This is a genomic window from Paenibacillus helianthi, from assembly GCF_001909055.1.
Taxonomy (GTDB): domain Bacteria; phylum Bacillota; class Bacilli; order Paenibacillales; family Paenibacillaceae; genus Paenibacillus_AQ; species Paenibacillus_AQ helianthi.
On the sequence record NZ_LVWI01000103.1, the window covers coordinates 28,492 to 48,950 of the forward strand.

Consider the following 20,459-nt stretch of genomic DNA (forward strand, 5'->3'; position numbering starts at 1 on the left):
CTTGCAGGAATTATAGCCTGCTGGTTCATATCTCTTCATCCGAAGGAGTGGTCATACATGATCGCAGTAACCTATCAAGGCAAGAAGAAAGTAGCTGTCAAAGAAGTTGCTGATGCCAAGCTTGAGAAAAAAGATGACATCATCGTCCGTATAACCTCTACAGCCATCTGCGGCTCGGACCTCCACATCTATAATGGAGAAATCCCTGGTATGCATGACGATTACATTATTGGGCATGAACCGATGGGAATCGTGGAGGACGTGGGTCCGGAGGTCACCAAGGTGAAGAAGGGCGACCGTGTCATTGTTCCGTTTAACGTAGCCTGTGGCCAGTGCTACTTCTGTCGTCATGAAATGGAGAGCCAATGTGATCATGCCAACGATGCCAAGGATACAGGTGGTTATCTGGGCTATTCAGATACGTATGGCGGGTTTGCCGGCGGTCAGGCTGAGCTACTCCGTGTACCCTATGGCAATTTTGGCCCGTTTGTTGTGCCTGAGGATGCAGAGATGGATGATGAGAAGCTGATGTTTCTCTCAGATATCGTGCCGACAGCCTGGTGGGGTGTTGAGAACGCCGGCGTCAAACGGGGAGATACGGTCATTGTTCTGGGCTGTGGGCCGGTTGGGCTGTTGACTCAAAAGTTCGCGTGGATCAAAGGGGCATCCCGGGTGATTGCCGTAGATCATGTTCCGTATCGTCTCCACCATGCCAAGCAGACCAATAATGTGGAGATTTTCAATTTTGAGAAAGTGAAGGACATTGAGTCACATTTAAAAGAAATTACCCGCGGTGGAGCAGATGTAGTTATTGATTGCGTCGGTCTCGATGCCAAAAAAACAGTGGTGGAAAAGGTGGAAACCACACTGATGCTGCAAGGGGGCTCGCTTGGAGCTTTCAGGATTGCAGCAGAGGTCGTGCGTAAGTTCGGAACGATCCAGTTGGTCGGTGTGTATGGGCTTAACTATAATATGTTCCCGCTGGGACATCTGTTTGAGCGCAATATTACACTTAAGATGGGACAGGCTCCGGTTATTCACTACATGCCCGCTTTATATTCAATGATTAAAGAAAATGTATTTGATCCAACGGATATCATTACGCACAGGCTGCCGATCAGCAGAGCAGAACATGCGTACAAGGTCTTCAATGAGAAGGAAGAGGATTGCATCAAGGTTGTGCTTAAGCCTTAGTATGGAACGTAAGCATCCGGATAAGGATCTTCATAAATACAGGCATGGACTTCTTCCAGGAAGCGGAGTTCATGCTTTTTTATTTGCTTATTTATTGTGAAAATGGCTGCAATTTTCTTCATTCTGCGATAAATTAACATAGTGAGTTATATCTAACCTGAAAGGAAGCCATCCGTTGAATTCAAAAAAGCCACCCGTTCCTGTCCCGCTTCTGATGCTAATTGGAATTGTGGCCATCTCGTTTTCTTCAATCTTCATCAAATGGTCGGATGCTCCAGCATCCGTTCAAGGTATGTACCGGCTGCTCTTCACCTCGCTTTTGATGTTGCCTTTTGCCAGGCCGTACAGCGGGGCGGCATTTGCGCTGCGCCGTAAGGATTGGCTCATGCTGGGAATCTCTGGCGTTATGCTGGCCTTGCACTTTTTACTCTGGATGGGTTCGTTGAAGTATACCTCTGTGGCCAGTTCAACCATGATTATGGCGCTGGAGCCTGTATTTATTATGCTGGGAGCCTACATACTGTATAAGGAAAAAAGTACCTCTTCCGCTATATTGGGTCTGGGCATCGCCATAATCGGTGTGGTCTTTATCGGCTGGGGAGATATTGGCCTCTCTGCGGACAACCTCACAGGTGACCTGCTATCCATCGGGGGGACTGTTGCGGTTGCCGGCCATTTACTGATTGGACAGAAGCTTGTGGCCCGAATGCCATCCTATCTTTACAGCCTGATCGTTTTTATTTCGGCGGCAGCAGTATTTTGCGTATATAATTTGCTCTCTGGCATTCCATTCTTTGATTATCCCCCGCGGGAGTGGGGAATCTTTGTTCTGCTGGCTGTGGTTCCCACCGTATTCGGGCATATTCTGTTCAATTGGCTGTTGCAGTATGCTTCAGCAACTACAGTATCGATGAACATTCTGGGTGAACCAGTGGGGGCGAGCATTCTGGCCTTCTTACTCCTGGGTGAACAACTGACAGGGCTGCAATGGAGCGGTGGAGTATTGGTAATGAGTGGACTCGCTGTATACTTATATGCAGGACGCAAAAAAGCGGTGAAGGTAAAGGAAGCACTTCCGAGCGCATCCTAATAGATTATTAATAGAGATAAAGGGGTTTCTATCCATGAATGAACATGAACAATTTCCAAAACCAAAACCTAACGAACCGGAAGAAAGACAAGGCGTAGTTCCTTCCAGTGAAGAGCTGTGGAATGAGGATACCTACTCCGCCTGGACCGCCCGTTTCGGCACTCCTGCTGAAGCTGCGGCGAAGCTCATGAAAGATCCTGCTGCCAAGCTGTACCCTCTGCTGAGCTACCTAGGCGAGTTTCGGGATAAGAAAGTACTAAATCTCATGGGTTCTAACGGCATGAAAGCCGTAGCACTCGGACTCATGGGAGCAAATGTGAGTGTGGCCGATTTCTCGGAAGCCAACGCCCGTTATGCTGGCGAACTGGCCGAAGCAGCGGGCGTTCAACTTCAATACATCGTATCGGATGTGTTGAAGCTGCCGGAAGAACTACTGGATAGTTCGTATCATATCGTCTTTGCTGAAATGGGAATAGTACATTACTTTACGGATCTGGCCCCATTTATGGATACTGTATGCAGGCTGTTGTCACCCGGTGGCCGGTTCGTGCTGCGTGATTTCCATCCCGTTACGACGAAACTGATTTCCTCCAAGGGATCAACGGCCAAGATCCGTAAGCACAAGGTGAGCGGCGATTATTTTGACACTTCATTGGAGGAAAAGAAGATATCTTACTCCAAGTATCTGCCTTCATCCGGAGTACCTTCGGGAGAAGAGAAACACAGTGTTGTATACTGGCGGCGCTGGACATTGGGTGAGATCGTGACAGCAGCAGCCAGAAGCGGGCTGATCATCCGGGAATTAGCCGAAGAGCCCAATTTATCTTCTGACGTTTTTGATGCAGGAATTCCTAAGACCTTCGCACTAGTGGCGGAAAAAATGTAGTAGTCTTCATAAACCAACAAGTATAGCCCTTGACGCTGTAAACAGTGTCCTCAAGGGGCTATACTTTTTTTTGAATTATTCCTCTTCTGCAATACCCGCTGCCAATTCTGCAAACGCAAGTTGTAAAGGGGTAAGGGTATAATCTTTCCGCCATGCCAGTGCGAAATCACCATGCTCGGGCTGTACACCTGGCAGCGGTATGCAGCTTAAGACTCCCGCAGCGAGTTCAGCCTCAATTCCGGTCTTTGAGCATAGCCCCACACCTCCTCCGTTACGAATCATTCCTTTCATTGCCTCGGGTGAATTCACTACAGCATGTCCCCACACCTTCACACCATTCCGCTCAGCCCATTCATCCGTAATCCCCTGCAGAAAAGAACCTGTCTCATGCTGAATCCATGGCTCCAGGACAAGCTGATCAGGCGAAATATTCGGGATGTCCGCAAACGGATGTCCTGCAGCAAACGCAATAACAGCCTCATTGCGGGCAATCGTGCGGGTTGTAAAGGAGCTGTCCTGCCCGTCATAGGTATGCAGAACAGCAAGCTGGATTTCCCTGCCCCGCAATCGCTCGCGAATGACAGTATCCGGCTGCACGGACAGCGAAATATCCAAGCCGGAGTGCTGGCGGATGAATTGCGATGCCAAATTAGGCAGAAGATAAGTACCTGGCACATAGCTTGCTTCGATTTCGAGATGACCGGAAGAGAGAGAGGAGTATTGCTTGAGGCTTCGTTCAGCTTCAGCTGCAAGTGCGACAATCCGCGATGCATACTGATACAGCGTACGTCCCGCATCGGTAAGCAGCACCCGTCCGCTGCGGTATTGAAAAAGTGGGGTGCCCAGCTCGCTTTCCAGGCTTTTCATATGAAAGGAAACGGTGGGCTGTTTTAAGCCCATTTCGGCAGCCACATCGGTTACTTTTTTATATTTTTCAATCAGGACTACGATTTGAAGCTTAACAATATTCACCATGTACCTCCACAAAAATAGGGATTCATTAAAGGATTTTATTCTTAATATAGATTATATCTATAGTGATATACAATTACTATTATGTTTTTTATCCTTCGCTTTACATACTTAATACTTTTCCCTGACGAACGGGCTCTAGAATAGGAAGAGTCAGATGTGACACGAACACAGTCTGATGCTTCCAAAGGTGAGTTTTGTATGAAGCAGATAACCAGCAGCAGATACTCACAAAACATAGCGGATGTTGATCCGGTGGACATGTCTATTGTTCATTCACGGCAGCAGAGGCTATACAAAACACTCAGGAGGAGACAAAAAAATGCAATTCAGAAAAACGTGGGTCATGGCTTTGGCATTAACAAGTGTAGTAGCACTTTCGGCATGCGGCAACAACAACGGTGGAAACAATGCAGCAACCAATAATGGCGGGAAAAACGCAGCTGCCACTAATGCACCTACAGAAACGAGCAGCGGTACAGATTTGAGCGGATCTATTCTGGCTTCAGGCTCTACAGCATTGCAACCGCTGGTTGAACAGGTAGCTGAGAAGTTCATGAAAACCAATAAAGGCGTTGATATTCAGGTACAAGGCGGAGGAAGCGGAACAGGTCTTACTCAAGTTGCTGAGAAGCAAGTGGATATCGGTAACTCCGATGTATTCGCACAAGAAAAACTGAAGGATGCCGATGCTGAAAAAGCAAAAGCGCTTGTGGACCATCAGGTAGCGGTTGTAGCCATCGCAGCAGTAACTCATAAGGATGCAGGTGTAGATACTTTAACCAAGCAGCAGCTTGTAGATATTTTCACAGGTAAAGTAACGAACTGGAAAGAAGTTGGCGGTGCAGACCAAAAGATTCAGATCATCAACCGTCCAAGCAGCTCCGGAACACGTGCTACTTTTGAAAACTTCGCACTTGGAACCAAAACAGAAGATCTTCAAGGATCTATTCAGGAAGATTCTTCCGGTACGGTTAAGAAAATGATCGGAGAAACACCAGGAGCGATTGGTTACCTGGCTCTGTCTTACCTCGATGATTCAGTCAAGACATTAAAATATGATGGTGTTGAGCCATCTGTTGACAATGTAATCACTGGTAAATATCCGGTATGGGCTTATGAGCACATGTACACTAACGGCGAACCAACTGAGGTAGTAAAAGCATTCCTCGATTACATGGTGTCTGACGAAGTGCAGAACGAGAATGGTGATGTAGTGGAACTGGGTTATATTCCAGCTGTGAAAATGCAGGTTTCCCGTGATGTTGCGGGTAAAGTAACTACTAAGTAATTCACAACAAAACATTCAAGTGTATCATCCATTAGAACTTCAAGTGATTAGAGGCGGAATTCTTCTGCCTCTCTTTTCACTTTAGAAAGAGGGAGCATCTTGAGGGCAAAACCAAAGAAAACAAAGATTGAAAAACATCATATAGAAGATTTTATTGGACGGGCGTATATGTCCTTCTGTGTACTGCTATTGATAGTCATCATTATATCGATGGTATATTTTGTAGCATCCAAAGGAATATCCACATTCACCAGTGGAGATGTAAAAGTATCTGAATTTCTGTTTGGCACTAAATGGTCGCCTGAAGCAGACACGCCTTCATATGGAGCTTTTCCTTTTATCGCCGGTTCCTTCCTGGTTACGCTGATTGCTGCACTGATTGCAAGTCCTCTAAGTATCTGTGCTGCACTGTTCATGACAGAAATTGTGCCAGGCTGGGGCAAAAAGCTGCTGCAGCCGGTAATCGAGCTGTTGTCCGGTATTCCATCAGTCGTGTACGGCTTCGTCGGTCTTAGCGTCATTGTTCCTTTTCTGCGTAATACGTTCCCTGGTCAGGGCATCGGGGTTGCTGCAGGCGCGCTTGTCCTGTCGGTCATGATCCTGCCGACCATTACAAGCGTGGCTGCAGACGCGCTGGCTTCATTGCCGCAAAATCTGAAAGAATCCTCTTTTGCGCTCGGTGCCACCCGGTGGCAGACCATAGCCCGTGTGATTCTCCCGACTACGTTCCCTGCGATTATGACAGGTGTGGTGCTGGGGATGGCTCGTGCATTCGGAGAAGCTCTGGCTGTGCAAATGGTTATTGGGAATGCGCCTTTCGTTCCACGGTCGCTCTTTGAATCGGCATCGACCCTGACCAGTGTGATTACACTGAGCATGGGCAACACGACGATGGGCTCACCGCAAAATAACGCGCTGTGGAGTATGGCGCTGGTTCTTATGCTGATGACTTTTGTCTTTGTCCTCCTCGTAAGAATGCTCGAAAGGAGAAATAAAATTTGAAGCCGAGAACCGCAGACAAAATTGCCACAGCACTTATCGTTTTTTTCGCATTACTTATTGTAGCCATCCTGGTAGGACTATTGGGGTACATTCTGATCCGGGGCCTTAACCATATCAGCTGGGATTTCCTAACCTCTGCACCGCAAAAGATTCGCGCAGGCGGAGGCGTCGGGCCACAGTTGTTCAACTCCATCTACCTGCTGGTCTTGACCCTAATCATTACGGTTCCGCTAGGCCTGGGTGCCGGGATCTTCATGGCGGAATATGCCCGCCCAGGCAAGCTGACCAACTTCATCCGTCTGATCGTGGAGGTATTGTCTTCGTTTCCTTCGATCGTTGTCGGGTTGTTCGGTCTCCTGCTAATCGTTAACACCTTTAACCTCGGGTTCTCCCTGGTCTCAGGTGCTCTGGCGCTTACCTTCTTCAACCTGCCGCTGATGGTGCGGATTACGGAACAGGCCTTCCGCACAGTGCCGAAGCAGCAGAAGGAGGCAGGCTTTGCCCTTGGGTTGTCCAAGTGGAAGATTGTAACTACTGTGCTGCTTCCAGTCGCGTTGCCGACCATTATCACCGGAACCATTCTGTCGGCGGGACGTGTCTTTGGGGAAGCGGCTGCGCTGATGTTCACGGCAGGCATGAGCAGCCCTCGTCTGGATTTCACCAACTGGAATCCGGCTAGCGCAACTTCGCCGCTGAACCCTTTCCGTCCGGCAGAAACGCTGGCAGTACACATCTGGAAAGTTAACAGTGAAGGCTTAGCCCCGGATGCCATACAGATCGCAGCGGGAGCTTCGGCAGTGCTTGTAATTACGGTACTTATTTTCAATCTGGCTGCCCGTTACTTCGGCCGTTTGATATACCGCAAGCTTACGGCTTCAAAAAGAATGAGCTAGCAGCAAGTATACGATGGATCATTAGGAGGAATATGAGATGGGTATAGCGGAACCAATGGTACGCGAATCGTTCCAAACCGAGGATTTGAGCATTTTTTACGGCACTTATGAAGCAGTAAAAGGGATTAGTCTTCCTTTTGCACAGAATACAGTTACAGCGCTAATCGGCCCTTCGGGCTGCGGCAAATCAACCTTTCTCCGTTCGCTCAACCGGATGAATGATGAAATCTCCGGTTCCACAACAAAGGGGAGCATCTGGATCGATGGTGTGGACATCAATGCTCCAGGTACAGATGTAATCAAGCTTCGCCAAAAAATCGGTATGGTCTGGCAAAAGCCTAACCCTTTCTACAAATCCATTTACGAGAATATCGCATTTGGTCCTAAATATCACGGGATCAAGGGCAAAACGGCTCTGGATGAAATTGTGGAGGGCAGCCTGCGCCGTGCGGCTCTATGGGACGAAGTCAAGGACCGTCTGAAGGATTCAGCGCTCGCATTATCCGGCGGACAACAGCAGCGTCTTTGCATTGCCAGAGCCTTATCGGTCAATCCTCAGATTCTCCTGCTGGATGAGCCCGCATCTGCCCTTGACCCGGTATCTACCGGTAAAGTCGAAGAGCTGATCAAGGAACTGAAAGAGGAGTTGCGGATTGTTATTGTTACACACAATATGCAGCAAGCTGCACGGATCTCGGATTATACAGCATACTTTTACCTGGGCTCGCTTGTAGAATATGATAAGACGGAGAAGGTCTTCAGCAACCCTGAGAATCAAATGACTCAAGAGTATATCATGGGCCGCTTCGGCTGATACTCTGAACAAGTATGGTCCCTCCTTGGTGAGGGACCATATTTTTTTGTTAAGCCCTCAGGCATTCAGAATTTGAAAACAGTTCCTAAAGGCTTTAATACTCAATATCCTTTATTTTCATTTTTTCAAGTTCAGCTTTGCGGTTTTTGATATGCTTTTCACGTCCAGTACCCCAGTCTCCAAGTATAAAAGAGATTAAAAGTAGAAACGGAAAAAGGGTTTTAGAATTTGGCTGTAATATGCCATTCATAAAAACATAAGCAGTTCCGATAATCAAAATTAAAGGAAGTATCCCTCCCCACAAGGGATTTTCTAATTTTACACTCAACAAATATTCTACCAACATTAATATAGCAGCAATACTCAAACCAATAATTAATTCAATCATTACGTTTCTCCTTATCTTTTTTATATTTTTCAATAATTATTTTAGCGGTTTCTAAATCAATTCGGGAATCAACTGCCAATCCCTTAATAAACGCCTGAAAAGGTTCCTCCTCCTGCTGGTCATTCATCAGTATCTTCTGAATTAATTTGTCCAGTCGCAGTCGTACAGTTGGGTAAGAAACATCATATAATTTGGATATTTCTTTTAAAGATCCCGATTTCACAACAAAATTTTTAAGAAACACGGCATCTTCTTGCTCTAGGGCAAGTATCCATACAGGTATTTTATCAATCTCCAAACCGAACCATCCTTTCGTATTATTATTAATAATGTTCATTATAACATTAATTATATTAAGGTCAATATATACAATGACTTTTACCCGGATACGTTCAATCTAAAGGGAGCCTATCCACAGGGTACGCCAAGAGCGACAACAGCGACCAGAGCTACCATCTTGGCGATTAGTTCCCTCGAAACAATGTACATTTTCCAACAGCCCATTGATACTTACAAGGACCCACAGAACACACAAAACATAGCGGTTCTGGTTCCCGTCTCCATATTGATGCAGAATTTCCAGCTGCAGCGTGGGAGTGGGGAATCGGCACGATATGGAAGACCAATCCATGTAAAGATATCTGGAAACGCTAGGATTATACTTTCGTGCCTATAGCATCGTCATCATTCCAGTGCTTCTTTTCGGGCATCCTGCGGGATGCCTTTTTGTATAATAACATGCATGATGCAATATATAATGTACATGATGACGTTTATAGATTACAATATTACCATTTTATAATGATTCAGGAGGGGGACAGGTGGGCGAGCAGAAGAATATGAAGCTGAAGCTGGCGCGGATTCAGAAGGATCTGTCCCAGGAGCAGCTTGCGGAAGCGGTAGGGGTCACGAGTACCAATCGGGCTGATTGAGGCCGGCAAATATAATCCGTCCATCCGGCTATGTATTGCCATCTGCAAGGTATTGGGGCGAACCTTAAATGATATTTTCTGGGAGGAAGAAGCATGAAGAATAGTGGTTACAAAGATGAACGCCTTACAGCCGAGAATCAAAACTGAATTCACACGGCTTTCTGATTGTGCTTGTGGGGCTGTTGATCACATAATGGTAAAGGTATTTATTCTGCAGTGGGATATAAAGTACTGGTTGGATATATTTCTTATTCTGATGGCAGCCTGCCTCTATATTACGGTTAAGGGGATTCGTAGTGGTCTCTACCTACTTTCGGGCAGAGCCGGAGAGAAGCAGAAGTTCAAGAAAGCAAATCTGCTGAGCGGTGCCATAGGGGCAACCGTCTGGACGGTCCTGATGATCAGCTATGATCTGCTGGAAAGCGGAACGACAGATTTGTTCAAAAATGTGGCAAGCGCATTGGCTGGGGGTGTGATATTTTTCTTTGGCATCAACTGGATACAGAGAGCGATGATGAGTAGATCAACCCAAAATGCTGATAAACCCCTGGACTGAATCTAATGCATAATGCTTTCTTGAATCGTATAAATCAGATGGAGGGATGCATGAATATGGACAAAAGAGCCAAGAAAGTTCTACAGACAACCTTTTGGTCTTCGGCTGGCTGGAAGAGTGCTCCAGCTGTATACACTGGTGAAGATTTTGAATATGCCAAAAGCCATGGACTGATGTTTGATCCGGTTACGATCACACATGACGAATGTGTGCGCCGGATTCGGGAGCTTCATGATAGCGCCGTCACCAAAGAACGGGTAGCGACAGCTTTTGTACATAGCCTGTCTTCGCGGAAAGTTCATTTACGGAGTGCTTTGTCCAGCTGGGCACTGACTTCCGGCTTGGCACTTCATACCTATGAACAGCACCCGTTGGAGAGAGCCAGTTATAGTTGCTGTGGAGATTGTAACGCGGGTAAAATCATGTCCGACAAGAACTATATAAATGCAGACCTGAATGTGCTTAACTTTGAAAGGGTGAAATGGGGCGGGGTCCGTCTTAACCAGCTTTTGTATTGCTGGCTGGATCTTGAACTCCTAAGTAGAGAAGAAGAACTCAGCATTAGCAGAGCAGATTTGGAAATCCTCAGACGCCTGATAGAAGCAGTGGAAGAGTGTGATCCTGGTGATACGGCACGTAAACTGGAAAAGCGCTGGAAAGACCTGTTCCCCTCAAGTAAGCAGGAACGCGATGTGCTTATGGAGATTTGGGGTTTTGCGGGAATATTGGTGCCGCAGGAAGAGCCCCGGCTGGGGCGTGGCGGAGATAGTGATTTTATCTCTGTTGCCAACTGGCGGGGTGAGGACAGGATCTCGCGGGAGAAGCTGGAATTTTATTTTGGCACTATGCTATAAAGACAAAGAGAGCAAGCTGCGTATCGTCTCGATGACTAGCTCCGGCTGATCATGAATAATCATATGGCCGCTTTGTTTAGCAATGGTGAGTTCACTGTCTGTGGAGAGGTTCAGCATGCTGCGCTGTCCGGCTTGCCAGATCGCTTCGAGCTGCTTACCGCCTGCTTCGGAAAATCCGAATGAAGCATAGTCCTGCGGAAGCCCCCGGGCAATGATACGCACCGGAAGAGCGCCGAAGGTTTGCCCGCGGATAGCATCCTCGGTTGAACTTGCCAAGGCGCCTTCTTGCTCTTTGGCGGTAAAATAGCTTGGTGTAGATATGACATTAATGAATTCACCCCGATCTTCCTTCGCAACCATACCTGCCAAAAGGCTGTTCTGGAACAACCGCATAATTCCAGAACGCTTCAATATGGTGAGCACGGCAGCTGATGGATTCCCGGCGAAGTTCTCTGCTTTTAGAATAGATGCTGTCTCCCGTTCATCATTCTCCGGTCTGGCATCCACCAGTACGAGACCCACGACATCATCCCTGTAGGTCTCAGTGAAGAGACGAGCGTACATTCCGCCAAGGGAATGGCCAACAACCAGATAAGGGCCGGGTAAACCTTCGTTCATAAGCGCGTCATGCAGCTCTCGGACGATATTAGCGCCGGTTCGCTCATTGGGAGATGACTCGCTCCATGCATAACCAGCCCGGTCATAACTGACCACAGTTGCGATCTTAGCCAGCTCTTCAGGGATATTCCTCCACGATAAGCTGGTCTCGCCGCTTCCCGCTTCGAGAATAATAGTAGGACCCCCGGAACCTTGTTTGTTTAGGTGCAGTTTGAAGCCACCGGCTTCTACCAGTTTTCCTGGTGGCGGATATTGCTTTTTAGCCATATTCGAAGCTATGGATTCGTACAAAAATCCTGAACCTATCAGGAGGATTATTGCAGATAAAACAAACAGCAGCAGCCTTTTTCCTGAGCTTTTTGCTGTACTTTTCCCAGATTTGAATCGGTTCATAATGGCAGCACGCCTCCTTTATTTAATACAATTGTATTATATAAAGTGAATAATACCACATATGGTTTTGAAAAAGTAGACTTTATATTCCTAATGTAGAATAAAAAGTTATTCTCTATGTTTGAGCATAAACACTTGATAAACTAATTACATTAGTTTATATTATAACTAATAACATTAGTTTTGGAGGGGCTCATATGAGATTAACTCAAGAAGGCCATTTGCTGCAGTTGACCTGGATGCCCAGATTCTTTCCTGTGAATTGTTATCTTATAGAAGAAGAGGATGGACTGACGTTAATTGATGCTGCGATGCCGTTCAGTGTGCAGGGCATTATGGACACGGCTACTAAGCTGAATAAACCGGTTAATCGCATCATACTGACACATGCCCATGGTGATCATGTTGGAGCGTTGGATGAACTGAAGAAGCGGCTTCCGGCAGCGCTAGTGTATATTTCTGAAAGAGATTCGGCCTTGCTTAGGGGCGACCGATCTTTGAGGGCTGACGAACTGCAGACGCCAATAAAAGGCAGTGTTCCGGCTAAAATCACCACCGTGCCGGATATCCTGCTGCGGGAGGGCGATGCTATAGGCTCGTTAACAGCTATTTCGACACCGGGCCATACACCGGGTTCGATGTCTTTCCTGGATCAGCGTACCGGCGCTCTTGTGGTTGGCGATGCTTTTCAGACCTTTCGTAGAACAGCTGTATCAGGAACGGTTGTACCGTTGTTCCCTTTCCCTGCGATGGCTACCTGGAATAAGACCACAGCACTGGAAAGTGCGATGAAACTACTTAGACTTTCACCGAAGCTTCTAGCAGTAGGACACGGAAATCTGCTTAAGGCACCGGTCGAACAAATGAAGTTCGCGATTAAACAAGCCGAAGAAATGCAGAAGAAAGGAGGGAACTGAAAATGTCACCCAGAGCTGGATTGGACACACATACATTAGTACTGGCAGCTGCGGAAATTGCCGATGAGCAAGGAATAGAAGAAGTGACCTTGGCTGCGCTCGCAGCCAAGCTGGGCGTACGTTCACCGTCGTTGTATAATCACATTAACGGACTCCAGGGTCTGCGTTCATTGCTTGCTGTACACGGCCTTGAATTGCTGTATGCCGCAATGTCTGCTGCTTCGGTTGGACTGAAGGGTGATGCAGCTGTACACGCCATGGGACAAGCTTATATTGGCTTTGCGAGGCAGCATCCCGGACTGTATGAGACCACGCTGCGGGCGCCAGAGGAAGGAAATCCGGAGCTGAAGAAAGCGAGCGAACAGGTACTATCATTAATTATTGAAGTGCTGTCCGGCTATGAGCTTGGCGCTGAGGGAGAATTGCATGCGGTCCGGGGCTGGCGGAGCTTGCTGCACGGATTCGCTGCCTTGGAGAACAAGGGAGGATTTGGCATGCCTCTGGATACCAACGTCAGCTTAAACCGGCTGATTAGCACATTCATTGCTGGTATCCGAAGCATGAGCTTAAGAGAGTAGCAGGACAAGGGTAACGAGTTGAATTTAAGGAGGAAACATTCGTGGGCAGAGTGGAAGAGCAAGGAATAGTCACGACTTATGAGGAAATGAAAGAGGTTATTGGCAAGCTGGGTATCCTGCCGCTGGCCTCACTCCTCCCGGAGCATCCTTCCGTGACCGGATTGACCCTAGATGAGAATTGGCATTCGGATACGGAGCTGGATCCATGGTCCTGGCGTGCCCGTTTCCCCGGCGAGGGTGTGGCTGCATATGGAAAGTTCATTCGGAAAAAGGCAGTCCTGGTCTCCAGTGAATGGTTCCCGGCTTACACGGCGGCTGCGGGTAGCCAGCTTTCCTTGGAGGAACGCTACGATAGCGGACTGTGCAGCAGGGAAGCATTAACCTTGCTACAGATCATTCGCGATAATCAGGGGATTGAGACACGTGAACTCCGTACGCTGGCGGATATGAAGGCAAAGGAGAAGAAAACTGCATTTGACAATGCCGTTACGGAACTGCAAGGCACATTGGATATTGTCATTTCAGGAGTTAAGGAGCGACATAATGCGGCTGGAGAGAAAAATGGGTGGAACAGCACTTCATTTGAAACGGTAAGCCACTGGATGGCGGATTATAAGATACCAGCATTTAAAGGTACGAGGGAAGAAGCAGTGACGTGGCTCCGATCGCGTATGGAACAGGAATGGCATCCCGGTGCTGTTAAATGGCTCGGGAAAGTATTGTCCTGGTAAATAGAAATAGAAACGGCTGATTCTTTCCCCTAAAGGAAGGTATCAGCCGTAAGCGTTTTCTATGGAGCATATATAATTAATCAGCTTCTTACAGCATGGGGGCCAGGTAAGCAATCAGAAAATATAGGAACCCAAAAAACAGCATGACATAAGCCGTGTACTTGATGGCATTGGAAGCAACGATGCTCGGGTCGACTGGAGCTTTGACTTCGGTGCGGTCAACTTCAGCCGTTTCCATGTCATGGGACAATGATTCTTTCATCGGGACAACCTCCTTGGAAATAGAATCCTTAACTGTATTGTGACATAATTGTGAAAAAAATTCAACAATATTGTGAATATATTTTGAACAAAACTTCAAAATTGGACTATTTATAGGATTAAAACTAGCTGGTTAGGCAAAAAAACACCCTGAAGCCCTCTTTTACAAGAGAAACTCCAGGGTGTTTTTTGTTGAAAATGGAAATGTCAAGCTATCGAGAAGTTTGGATTAAGCCCAATTTCCGTTGCGGAAGATAGGTTCAGCAATACCTTCATCCGTGATTCCATCGATATTCATCTCTGCAGATCCCATCATGAAATCTACATGTGTCAGGCTCTGGTTCATCCCGTGCTCTGCCAGTTCTTCTTTGCTCATTGTAGTTCCTTGCTCCAGGGTGAAGGCATAAGCTGCACCTATAGCCAGATGACAGGAAGCATTTTCATCGTAGAGCGTAGTATAATACAGAATACCGCTTTCCGAGATAGGAGAGTGGTAGGGCACCAGGGCAACTTCGCCAAAATAAGCCGAGCCTTCATCCATCTCCAACAAAGACGCCAGCGCTGCCTGACCTTCCTCGGCTGTGAAGTCTGTAACTTTCCCGTTTTCAAGTGTGAGGGTGAACCGGTCAATAATCTTGCCGCTGTAGCTCAGCGGTTTGGTGCTGCTGACCTTGCCGTTCGCCCCTGTCTTAAGCGGAGCTGTAAATACCTCTTCTGTTGGAATGTTAGCGAGAAAAGGAACTCCGCGACCGTTCACAGCTCCGGCTTGGCACCAGATATGGCCTTCAGGCAGTTCAAGAGTCAGATCCGTGCCCGGGGCGGTGTAGTGCAGCTTGCGGTATCTCTTCGCATTTAGAATATCACAGCGCTGCTTCAGGCCCCCCAGGTGGAGGCTCCAGGCTTCAACCGGATTCTCCTGGTCTGCTCTGACTGCTTTGAAGATAGCATCCCACAACAGTTCTACCTGCTGCTCTGGCGGAGCGTCCGGGAATACTTTGGCTGCCCAGACAGGAGAAGGGTAAGCCACCAGGCTCCAGCTGACATGGTTACCCATCAGCAGTTCACGGTAAGGGACCATGGCTTGACCTGCGGTGCGCTGATTGTCGGCGATTCGAACGGGATCTATCCCGTTCAGCAAATCCGGATTTGTTGAAACGATCGACAGGAAAGCCGCTCCGCCGCGTGCCAGATCCTCCAGCTCATCTGCCTGCCATTTTGGCGGTTCGAGGAAGCTTTCGGAAGGGGCTAGCTCATACCTTGTCCGGGTGACAAGCTCATCCGTATAATTCACTTTGACCAGCTTTGCCCCGGCTTCATAGGCTTGACGCACAACCAGGCGCACCAGTTCAGCAGAAGCAATGTCAGCGTTGACCACAAGGGTCTGCCCCGGTTGAATGTTAATTCCGATTTTTACTGCCAGCAGTGCGTAATTCTCCAGCTTTTGCTTGAAACTCAGCATAATTCCCGCTCCCCTCAATCTCTCTGTTCCGTTTCAGTTAGAACGCCCAGTTTCCCTTCAGGAATACAGGCTCCTTGGTGCCATCAGCAGTAATGCCGTAAATGTCCATCTCAGGAGAACCGATCATAAAATCGACATGGGTAACACTTGTATTCAAGCCTCGTTCAATCAATTCTTCCTGGTTCATATCCTTACCGCCTTCAAGACAGAAGGCATAAGCCGTGCCGATGGCCAGATGGTTAGAGGCATTCTCATCGAACAAAGTATTGAAATACAGGATGTTGGATTCGGATATTGGAGATTTATGAGGGACCAGTGCAACTTCGCCGAGATATTTCGCCCCTTCATCCAGTCCGATAAGATATTCCAGTGCTTCCTGGCCTTTTTCAGCTTTTACATTAACGATCCGGCCTTGTTCAAAGGTAATAGAGAAGTTATCGATGATGTTCCCGCCGTAGCTAAGCGGTTTCGTGCTTCTTACAGTTCCGTTGACGCCGGTTTTGAGTGGGGCTGTGAATACTTCTTCAGTTGGCATATTGGCGACAAAAGAATGACCTTTGGCATTGATGCTGTCTCCTTGAGCCCACAGATGGCCTTCAGGCAGCTCGATGCTAAGGTCTGTGCCAGGTGCTATGTAATGAAGACTTTTGTATTTTTTGGCGTTCAGGACATTGGCCTTTTGTTCAAGTGTATCCAAATGCTCCTGCCAGGCCGCTACCGGATCTTCACGGTCCAGGCGCACAGTGTGGAAAATTGCATCCCAAAGCTTGCTGATGCGTTGTTCTGCCGGAACTTCAGGGAATACTTTATCTGCCCATGGCTGCGACGGGATGGCAACAATGCTCCAGCTGACTTTGTCGGACATTTGCATTTCACGGTATTTGGTCAGTGCCGCTCCGCGGGTTTTCTGGAAGTTCGCAATCCGCTCCGGATCAATGCCTTTGAGAGCGTCGGGGTCCTCTGCGATGACATGAAGAAAAGCTGCTCCATTCTCAGCGAACTCGGTCATTTCTCCGGCGAACCATGTAGGTGCCTTCGTGAACACTTCCGGTGCGGCATGCTCGAATTGCTGGCGGGTGATGAACTCGTCACTCCAGTTGACTTTTACCTGGCTTGCGCCGATGGCATATGCCTTGGCCGTAATCATACGAACGAATTCTGCGGCCGAGATTGGCGCACTCACGACGAGGATTTGTCCGGGCTGAACATTAACTCCAATTTGAACCGCCAAATCCGCATATTTACTGAGCTGAGTTTCCAGTGGGGTCATTGCAATTCCCTCCAATTTCGATTGATTTAGTCTTTAGTATTAAATTATTAACCGCCGGATGAAAAAAGTCAATTGGCTTACATTAGGTAGGGAAATGCTCTCATCTCATGATATACTAAGGAGAAGTTAGGACATGATGAAGGGAAGAAACGAACATGAACGTGGAAATACTAAAAGCAGAAATGAAACGCGAAGAGGATCGAAGCTTCGTAGGGAGAACGGTCTTTACACTTGAAAATCACAGTTCCCCTTATGAGATCACATTTTTCAGCAAACGCGGCACGGAATGGGATTACAGTCTGAGCTTTGCCGGTGAGCCGGGAAGTGAGGAGCAGTTCCTGGAAACCGATGCGCTGCTTGAAAATGATGACGATGTCTACAATCTGCTGCTGGATGCTGCACTGGATACCCAGGAGATTCCGGAAGAGGCTGAGGAAGAGTGAAAAAGTAAATGCGACCCTTAATGGCATGAGTGATGTCGTTAAAGGGTCGCATTTTTGTTGTGAATAAGAAGCTGGATGAAGCGGTTTCTGCTCGTATCAGCCAATCGTGATATTGCCTTCGGGATAGCGGTAGAGCTCTTTGTGTTCTTAGGCTTGAGGGCGTAAGCCAGCGTCAACGGGCCTGTCCGGCCGACGAACATCAGAACAATCACCAGTAGCTTGCCTATCGTTGTAAGCTCAGGTGTAAGCCCCATGGTGATGCCAGAGGTGCCAAATGCGGAGACAGCCTCGAAGAGCACAGTCAAGAAATCAGCGCTTTCGGTGACCGACAACAGCATCGTGGCGGCAACAACGAGCATGAGCGAGAGTAGGGACAGAGTAATTGCCCGATATACATTTTCTTTGGAGAGGCGGTGGCGGAAAATGACAATACCTTCCTTATCCCGGATCTTGGCATAAACTGTACTGACGAGGATAGCGAAGGTAGTGATCTTGATCCCCGCCGCCGGTGGAGCCTGGAGCCGCACCGATGAACATGAGAAGGAGCATTAGGAACTGGGTGGATTCCCGCAGAAGCGGAATCTCGATGGTTGTAACTCCGCCAGAGCGCGGGGTAATCGCCTGAAGGAAAGAGGCCATTATTTTGCCTCCGGGATGCAGCGGCCTTAGGGTGTTGTTCAACTCCAGCCCAAAAAAGACAATGGCTCCGCCCAGAATTACAACGGCTGAAGCCGAAAGGACGGCAAGGCCCGTTACACAGGTTGCTGAGGTCGCCATGAACAAAGCATCAATTATAGAAATTCTCTCTCCGGTGGAAGCCGCCGGGAGGCACAGCAGGATCGTTCCGGCTGCGATCAGCAATATGAATCCCAGGGATAATATTTTGGGTGGTGTCAGGGTTTGATGTCTAAAAGGTACGATGGCCAATTGATGTTCTCCTGACGTCTGAAGATAATTTGACAAGATTATACCATATCTTCATATCCATCCTCTAAAGGGGGAGGGAATTGGCATATTTTATCGAAATGGTTAAGAGGTCCAAATATATTAGAAGTTTTATAGAGGAGGCATACTGGCTGTGACAAGTCCGATTCTGAATCAGATTGGCGCTGTTTTTATTCCGGTAAGTGATATTGAACGGTCAAAAAACTGGTATTGCAATTTACTGGGGCTTCCCCTTGACGGCGAAGTGCTGTTCAATCATTTGTACGTGGTTCCAATGCAAGGACCCGGTATTGTGCTGGACAGCAGAATTTTCACAACCGAAGCCGTACTGAAGGTTCCTTCCTTCCACCTGAACACTGAGGATATTGATGCGGCCTATGATTTTGTCAAGGAATCCGGAGCAGAGCTGCTGACTGACATCGAGCATGATCACTGGTTCAATTTCAAGGACCCGGATGGGAACATACTAATGATATGCCGATGTTAAGAGAAGCCAGAAAATAATTAATGGCATTAAATCATATAAAAGATTAACAACGTTAAATATATAACGGAGCACTTCCGATAACTCTGATCCGTTGGCTGTTCTTCACACGAAAAGGCGCTCCAAACCGGAGCGCCTTTGCTATATTTAATGTGTTTAATTATTCCGGTTATACATATTGATTTTCCGATCCGGGCTGTCCGATTTCAATCTCAACTTTACGAATCCGGTGCCGGTTCATTTCAAGGACGGTAAGCTTGACCTGTTCATGGGTCACGCTTTTACCAACTGCAGGTTCTTCCAGATGACTGTAGAGCCATCCCCCGATCGTGGTTACCTCATCGTCATGCAGATCAAGACCTGTCAGTTCCTTAATTTCCAGGACAGAGACATTGCCGTCGAATAAATAATGGAAATCACTCAGCTTCTCGATATTGCGGCGTTCGTCACCGTCGAATTCATCGCGGATCTCACCAACAATCTCTTCGAGAATATCTTCGATGGTAATCAGACCGGAGGTTCCGCCGTATTCATCAAGCAGCAGGGCGATATGCACACGCTCTTTTTGCATACGGGTCAGCAAGGTTTTCACTGGAGTAACTTCAGACACGGTTAGAAGCGGTAAAATCAGGCTTTTGAAATCAAAGTCGGGATTGTTGTCGTATTGTAGATAAAGCTGTTTGGTATTGATCATTCCGATGATGTTGTCTTTACTTCCGTCAGCCACCGGAAAACGGGTGTATTGCTCCTTACGGATGATTTCTAAGTTCTCTTTCAGGGAATGGTCGGTGAACAGGCAAACCATGTCTGTCCGGGGCACCATGATCTCTTTGGCCAGCATTTCATCGAAGGTGAAGATCCGGTTTACATAGCCATATTCGGCTTTGTTGATTTTACCGCTCTCATAGCTCTCGGAGAGAATCAGACGAATCTCATCTTCACTATGCGCATCTCCATGCTCGCTTGCCGGCTTCATCCCGAACATACGGACAAGCAGGTTGGCGGAACCGTTCATCAGCCAAATGAGCGGGTACAAAACTTTGTAGAACCAAATAATCAGCGGTGAGGTGATTTGACCGATTTTCTCCGGAATATTGATAGCGGCCGTCTTCGGAGCAAGCTCACCGACTACGACATGCAGGAATGTGGCAATAATGAATGCCAGTGCAAAAGCAATGGGCTCACTCACACTGTGGCTGATATTGCCAAGATCGAACAATGGAATCAGAAGCTGCTCAAACGCAGGTTCCGCCAAAGCCCCGATGCCCAGTGCCGTAATCGTGATCCCCAGCTGGCAAGCCGATAAATAGCCGTCCAGGTTAGCTGCAACCCGTTGTACCGCCAGGGCATTCTTCTTGCCCTCCAGCACCATCTGGCTAATCTGGCTGCCTCTCAGCCGTACTAATGCAAATTCCGTCGCTACAAAAAATGCGGTTAAAATGATCAAAATTGCCACAAGCGTCAAACTAAGTCCTATACCCATAAAAT

General features: G+C 47.7%; 24 protein-coding genes and 1 pseudogene. 15 read left to right on the forward strand and 10 right to left on the reverse strand.

What is annotated here, in order from left to right; all coding sequences use genetic code 11:
• Positions 1 to 57: 57 nt before the first annotated feature.
• The 3 genes from A3844_RS30080 to A3844_RS30090 all read left to right on the forward strand — a co-directional run bounded on the left by A3844_RS30080 (position 58) and on the right by A3844_RS30090 (position 3,170).
• A complete protein-coding gene (locus A3844_RS30080; protein WP_074084467.1) occupies positions 58 to 1,194 on the forward strand; it encodes a zinc-dependent alcohol dehydrogenase in 1,137 nt (378 codons plus the stop codon).
• A 175-nt stretch (positions 1,195 to 1,369) separates the two neighbouring features.
• Complete coding sequence (locus A3844_RS30085) at positions 1,370 to 2,284, forward strand: DMT family transporter (RefSeq protein ID WP_208619474.1); 915 nt, start codon at positions 1,370 to 1,372, stop codon at positions 2,282 to 2,284.
• Between the two features lie 34 nt (positions 2,285 to 2,318).
• Positions 2,319 to 3,170, forward strand: coding sequence for a class I SAM-dependent methyltransferase (locus tag A3844_RS30090; protein WP_083607098.1), 852 nt, complete (start codon positions 2,319 to 2,321; stop codon positions 3,168 to 3,170).
• Positions 3,171 to 3,245: 75 nt separating this feature from the next.
• Here the strand turns inward: A3844_RS30090 and A3844_RS30095 are convergent, their stop codons facing one another.
• Positions 3,246 to 4,145, reverse strand: a complete 900-nt coding sequence (locus tag A3844_RS30095; protein WP_074109414.1) for a LysR family transcriptional regulator — start codon at positions 4,143 to 4,145, stop codon at positions 3,246 to 3,248.
• A gap of 319 nt (positions 4,146 to 4,464) precedes the next feature.
• On the opposite strand from A3844_RS30095, the gene A3844_RS30100 reads away from it, so the two are divergent.
• The 4 genes from A3844_RS30100 to pstB all read left to right on the forward strand — a co-directional run bounded on the left by A3844_RS30100 (position 4,465) and on the right by pstB (position 8,142).
• Complete coding sequence (locus A3844_RS30100; RefSeq protein WP_074100574.1) at positions 4,465 to 5,433, forward strand: phosphate ABC transporter substrate-binding protein; 969 nt, start codon at positions 4,465 to 4,467, stop codon at positions 5,431 to 5,433.
• Positions 5,434 to 5,532: 99 nt separating this feature from the next.
• A complete protein-coding gene (gene pstC, locus A3844_RS30105) occupies positions 5,533 to 6,435 on the forward strand; it encodes a phosphate ABC transporter permease subunit PstC (RefSeq protein WP_143186154.1) in 903 nt (300 codons plus the stop codon).
• The gene (gene pstA, locus A3844_RS30110) at positions 6,432 to 7,328 is read left to right on the forward strand and encodes a phosphate ABC transporter permease PstA (RefSeq protein ID WP_074100573.1); all 897 of its coding nucleotides are present in this window, start codon (positions 6,432 to 6,434) and stop codon (positions 7,326 to 7,328) included. Before pstC ends, pstA begins: the two co-directional genes overlap by 4 nt.
• A gap of 37 nt (positions 7,329 to 7,365) precedes the next feature.
• On the forward strand, positions 7,366 to 8,142 hold the full coding sequence (gene pstB / locus A3844_RS30115) for a phosphate ABC transporter ATP-binding protein PstB (RefSeq protein WP_074109415.1): 777 nt from the start codon (positions 7,366 to 7,368) through the stop codon (positions 8,140 to 8,142).
• A 94-nt stretch (positions 8,143 to 8,236) separates the two neighbouring features.
• Here pstB and A3844_RS30120 read toward each other — a convergent pair whose 3' ends face one another.
• Together A3844_RS30120 and A3844_RS30125 are read right to left on the reverse strand one after the other, a co-directional pair.
• Positions 8,237 to 8,530, reverse strand: coding sequence for a hypothetical protein (locus A3844_RS30120; protein WP_074084461.1), 294 nt, complete (start codon positions 8,528 to 8,530; stop codon positions 8,237 to 8,239).
• Entirely contained in the window at positions 8,523 to 8,828 is a 306-nt protein-coding gene (locus tag A3844_RS30125; RefSeq protein WP_074084460.1) for a DUF2089 family protein, read from the reverse strand. The genes A3844_RS30120 and A3844_RS30125 overlap by 8 nt, the downstream gene beginning before the upstream one ends.
• A gap of 541 nt (positions 8,829 to 9,369) precedes the next feature.
• Between A3844_RS30125 and A3844_RS30130 the strand changes: the two are divergent.
• The 3 genes and pseudogenes from A3844_RS30130 to A3844_RS30140 all read left to right on the forward strand — a co-directional run bounded on the left by A3844_RS30130 (position 9,370) and on the right by A3844_RS30140 (position 10,872).
• Positions 9,370 to 9,559 (forward strand): annotated as a pseudogene (locus tag A3844_RS30130) (helix-turn-helix transcriptional regulator).
• Positions 9,560 to 9,655: 96 nt separating this feature from the next.
• The gene (locus A3844_RS30135) at positions 9,656 to 10,018 is read left to right on the forward strand and encodes a DUF6773 family protein (RefSeq protein WP_341864909.1); all 363 of its coding nucleotides are present in this window, start codon (positions 9,656 to 9,658) and stop codon (positions 10,016 to 10,018) included.
• A gap of 56 nt (positions 10,019 to 10,074) precedes the next feature.
• Positions 10,075 to 10,872: a hypothetical protein gene (locus A3844_RS30140; protein ID WP_074109489.1), complete on the forward strand. Its 798-nt coding sequence runs from the start codon at positions 10,075 to 10,077 to the stop codon at positions 10,870 to 10,872.
• Here the strand turns inward: A3844_RS30140 and A3844_RS30145 are convergent.
• Positions 10,867 to 11,883 carry an alpha/beta fold hydrolase gene (locus A3844_RS30145; RefSeq protein ID WP_074109417.1) on the reverse strand — a complete coding sequence of 339 codons (1,017 nt, stop codon included), beginning with the start codon at positions 11,881 to 11,883 and terminating at the stop codon, positions 10,867 to 10,869. The genes A3844_RS30140 and A3844_RS30145 overlap by 6 nt on opposite strands.
• A 197-nt stretch (positions 11,884 to 12,080) precedes the next feature.
• Between A3844_RS30145 and A3844_RS30150 the strand changes: the two genes are divergently transcribed.
• Genes A3844_RS30150 through A3844_RS30160 form a run of 3 tightly spaced genes read left to right on the forward strand, consistent with a single transcriptional unit; the run spans position 12,081 to position 14,109 of the window.
• Positions 12,081 to 12,800, forward strand: coding sequence for an MBL fold metallo-hydrolase (locus A3844_RS30150; RefSeq protein WP_074109418.1), 720 nt, complete (start codon positions 12,081 to 12,083; stop codon positions 12,798 to 12,800).
• Between the two features lie 2 nt (positions 12,801 to 12,802).
• Complete coding sequence (locus tag A3844_RS30155) at positions 12,803 to 13,378, forward strand: TetR/AcrR family transcriptional regulator (RefSeq protein WP_074084455.1); 576 nt, start codon at positions 12,803 to 12,805, stop codon at positions 13,376 to 13,378.
• Positions 13,379 to 13,419: 41 nt separating this feature from the next.
• Complete coding sequence (locus tag A3844_RS30160) at positions 13,420 to 14,109, forward strand: AlkZ-related protein (RefSeq protein ID WP_143192210.1); 690 nt, start codon at positions 13,420 to 13,422, stop codon at positions 14,107 to 14,109.
• Between the two features lie 88 nt (positions 14,110 to 14,197).
• Here the strand turns inward: A3844_RS30160 and A3844_RS32965 are convergent, their stop codons facing one another.
• From A3844_RS32965 to A3844_RS30170, 3 genes are all read right to left on the reverse strand, one after another.
• Entirely contained in the window at positions 14,198 to 14,371 is a 174-nt protein-coding gene (locus tag A3844_RS32965; protein WP_167374775.1) for a hypothetical protein, read from the reverse strand.
• Positions 14,372 to 14,599: 228 nt separating this feature from the next.
• Positions 14,600 to 15,829, reverse strand: a complete 1,230-nt coding sequence (locus tag A3844_RS30165; protein ID WP_074109419.1) for an aminopeptidase — start codon at positions 15,827 to 15,829, stop codon at positions 14,600 to 14,602.
• 37 nt (positions 15,830 to 15,866) lie between these two features.
• Positions 15,867 to 17,099 carry an aminopeptidase gene (locus A3844_RS30170; RefSeq protein ID WP_074084453.1) on the reverse strand — a complete coding sequence of 411 codons (1,233 nt, stop codon included), beginning with the start codon at positions 17,097 to 17,099 and terminating at the stop codon, positions 15,867 to 15,869.
• Between the two features lie 155 nt (positions 17,100 to 17,254).
• Between A3844_RS30170 and A3844_RS30175 the strand changes: the two genes are divergently transcribed.
• Complete coding sequence (locus A3844_RS30175) at positions 17,255 to 17,542, forward strand: hypothetical protein (RefSeq protein ID WP_074084580.1); 288 nt, start codon at positions 17,255 to 17,257, stop codon at positions 17,540 to 17,542.
• A gap of 38 nt (positions 17,543 to 17,580) precedes the next feature.
• Here A3844_RS30175 and A3844_RS33660 read toward each other — a convergent pair whose 3' ends face one another.
• Together A3844_RS33660 and A3844_RS33665 are read right to left on the reverse strand one after the other, a co-directional pair.
• Positions 17,581 to 18,069 (reverse strand): potassium transporter TrkG, encoded by a 489-nt coding sequence (locus A3844_RS33660; RefSeq protein WP_074109420.1) that lies wholly within the window; start codon positions 18,067 to 18,069, stop codon positions 17,581 to 17,583.
• On the reverse strand, positions 17,981 to 18,469 hold the full coding sequence (locus A3844_RS33665) for a potassium transporter TrkG (protein ID WP_074109421.1): 489 nt from the start codon (positions 18,467 to 18,469) through the stop codon (positions 17,981 to 17,983). The genes A3844_RS33660 and A3844_RS33665 overlap by 89 nt, the downstream gene beginning before the upstream one ends.
• 151 nt (positions 18,470 to 18,620) lie before the next feature.
• Between A3844_RS33665 and A3844_RS30190 the strand changes: the two genes are divergently transcribed.
• Positions 18,621 to 18,974: a VOC family protein gene (locus A3844_RS30190; protein WP_074084451.1), complete on the forward strand. Its 354-nt coding sequence runs from the start codon at positions 18,621 to 18,623 to the stop codon at positions 18,972 to 18,974.
• 166 nt (positions 18,975 to 19,140) lie between these two features.
• Here the strand turns inward: A3844_RS30190 and A3844_RS30195 are convergent, their stop codons facing one another.
• Entirely contained in the window at positions 19,141 to 20,454 is a 1,314-nt protein-coding gene (locus tag A3844_RS30195; protein ID WP_074109422.1) for a hemolysin family protein, read from the reverse strand.
• Positions 20,455 to 20,459 lie beyond the last annotated feature (5 nt).

Excerpts from the sequence above, each read along its gene's own strand:
- A3844_RS30145 (WP_074109417.1), bottom strand. The coding sequence starts at position 11,883 with ATGAACCGATTCAAATCTGGGAAAAGTACAGCAAAAAGCTCAGGAAAA.
- A3844_RS30090 (WP_083607098.1), top strand. The coding sequence starts at position 2,319 with ATGAATGAACATGAACAATTTCCAAAACCAAAACCTAACGAACCGGAA.
- A3844_RS30165 (WP_074109419.1), bottom strand. The coding sequence starts at position 15,829 with ATGCTGAGTTTCAAGCAAAAGCTGGAGAATTACGCACTGCTGGCAGTA.
- A3844_RS30135 (WP_341864909.1), top strand. The coding sequence starts at position 9,656 with ATGGTAAAGGTATTTATTCTGCAGTGGGATATAAAGTACTGGTTGGAT.
- A3844_RS30170 (WP_074084453.1), bottom strand. The coding sequence starts at position 17,099 with ATGACCCCACTGGAAACTCAGCTCAGTAAATATGCGGATTTGGCGGTT.
- A3844_RS30155 (WP_074084455.1), top strand. The coding sequence starts at position 12,803 with ATGTCACCCAGAGCTGGATTGGACACACATACATTAGTACTGGCAGCT.
- A3844_RS30140 (WP_074109489.1), top strand. The coding sequence starts at position 10,075 with ATGGACAAAAGAGCCAAGAAAGTTCTACAGACAACCTTTTGGTCTTCG.
- A3844_RS30150 (WP_074109418.1), top strand. The coding sequence starts at position 12,081 with ATGAGATTAACTCAAGAAGGCCATTTGCTGCAGTTGACCTGGATGCCC.
- pstB (WP_074109415.1), top strand. The coding sequence starts at position 7,366 with ATGGGTATAGCGGAACCAATGGTACGCGAATCGTTCCAAACCGAGGAT.
- A3844_RS30195 (WP_074109422.1), bottom strand. The coding sequence starts at position 20,454 with ATGGGTATAGGACTTAGTTTGACGCTTGTGGCAATTTTGATCATTTTA.
- A3844_RS32965 (WP_167374775.1), bottom strand. The coding sequence starts at position 14,371 with ATGAAAGAATCATTGTCCCATGACATGGAAACGGCTGAAGTTGACCGC.
- A3844_RS30100 (WP_074100574.1), top strand. The coding sequence starts at position 4,465 with ATGCAATTCAGAAAAACGTGGGTCATGGCTTTGGCATTAACAAGTGTA.
- A3844_RS30120 (WP_074084461.1), bottom strand. The coding sequence starts at position 8,530 with ATGATTGAATTAATTATTGGTTTGAGTATTGCTGCTATATTAATGTTG.
- A3844_RS30175 (WP_074084580.1), top strand. The coding sequence starts at position 17,255 with ATGAACGTGGAAATACTAAAAGCAGAAATGAAACGCGAAGAGGATCGA.
- A3844_RS30080 (WP_074084467.1), top strand. The coding sequence starts at position 58 with ATGATCGCAGTAACCTATCAAGGCAAGAAGAAAGTAGCTGTCAAAGAA.
- A3844_RS30095 (WP_074109414.1), bottom strand. The coding sequence starts at position 4,145 with ATGGTGAATATTGTTAAGCTTCAAATCGTAGTCCTGATTGAAAAATAT.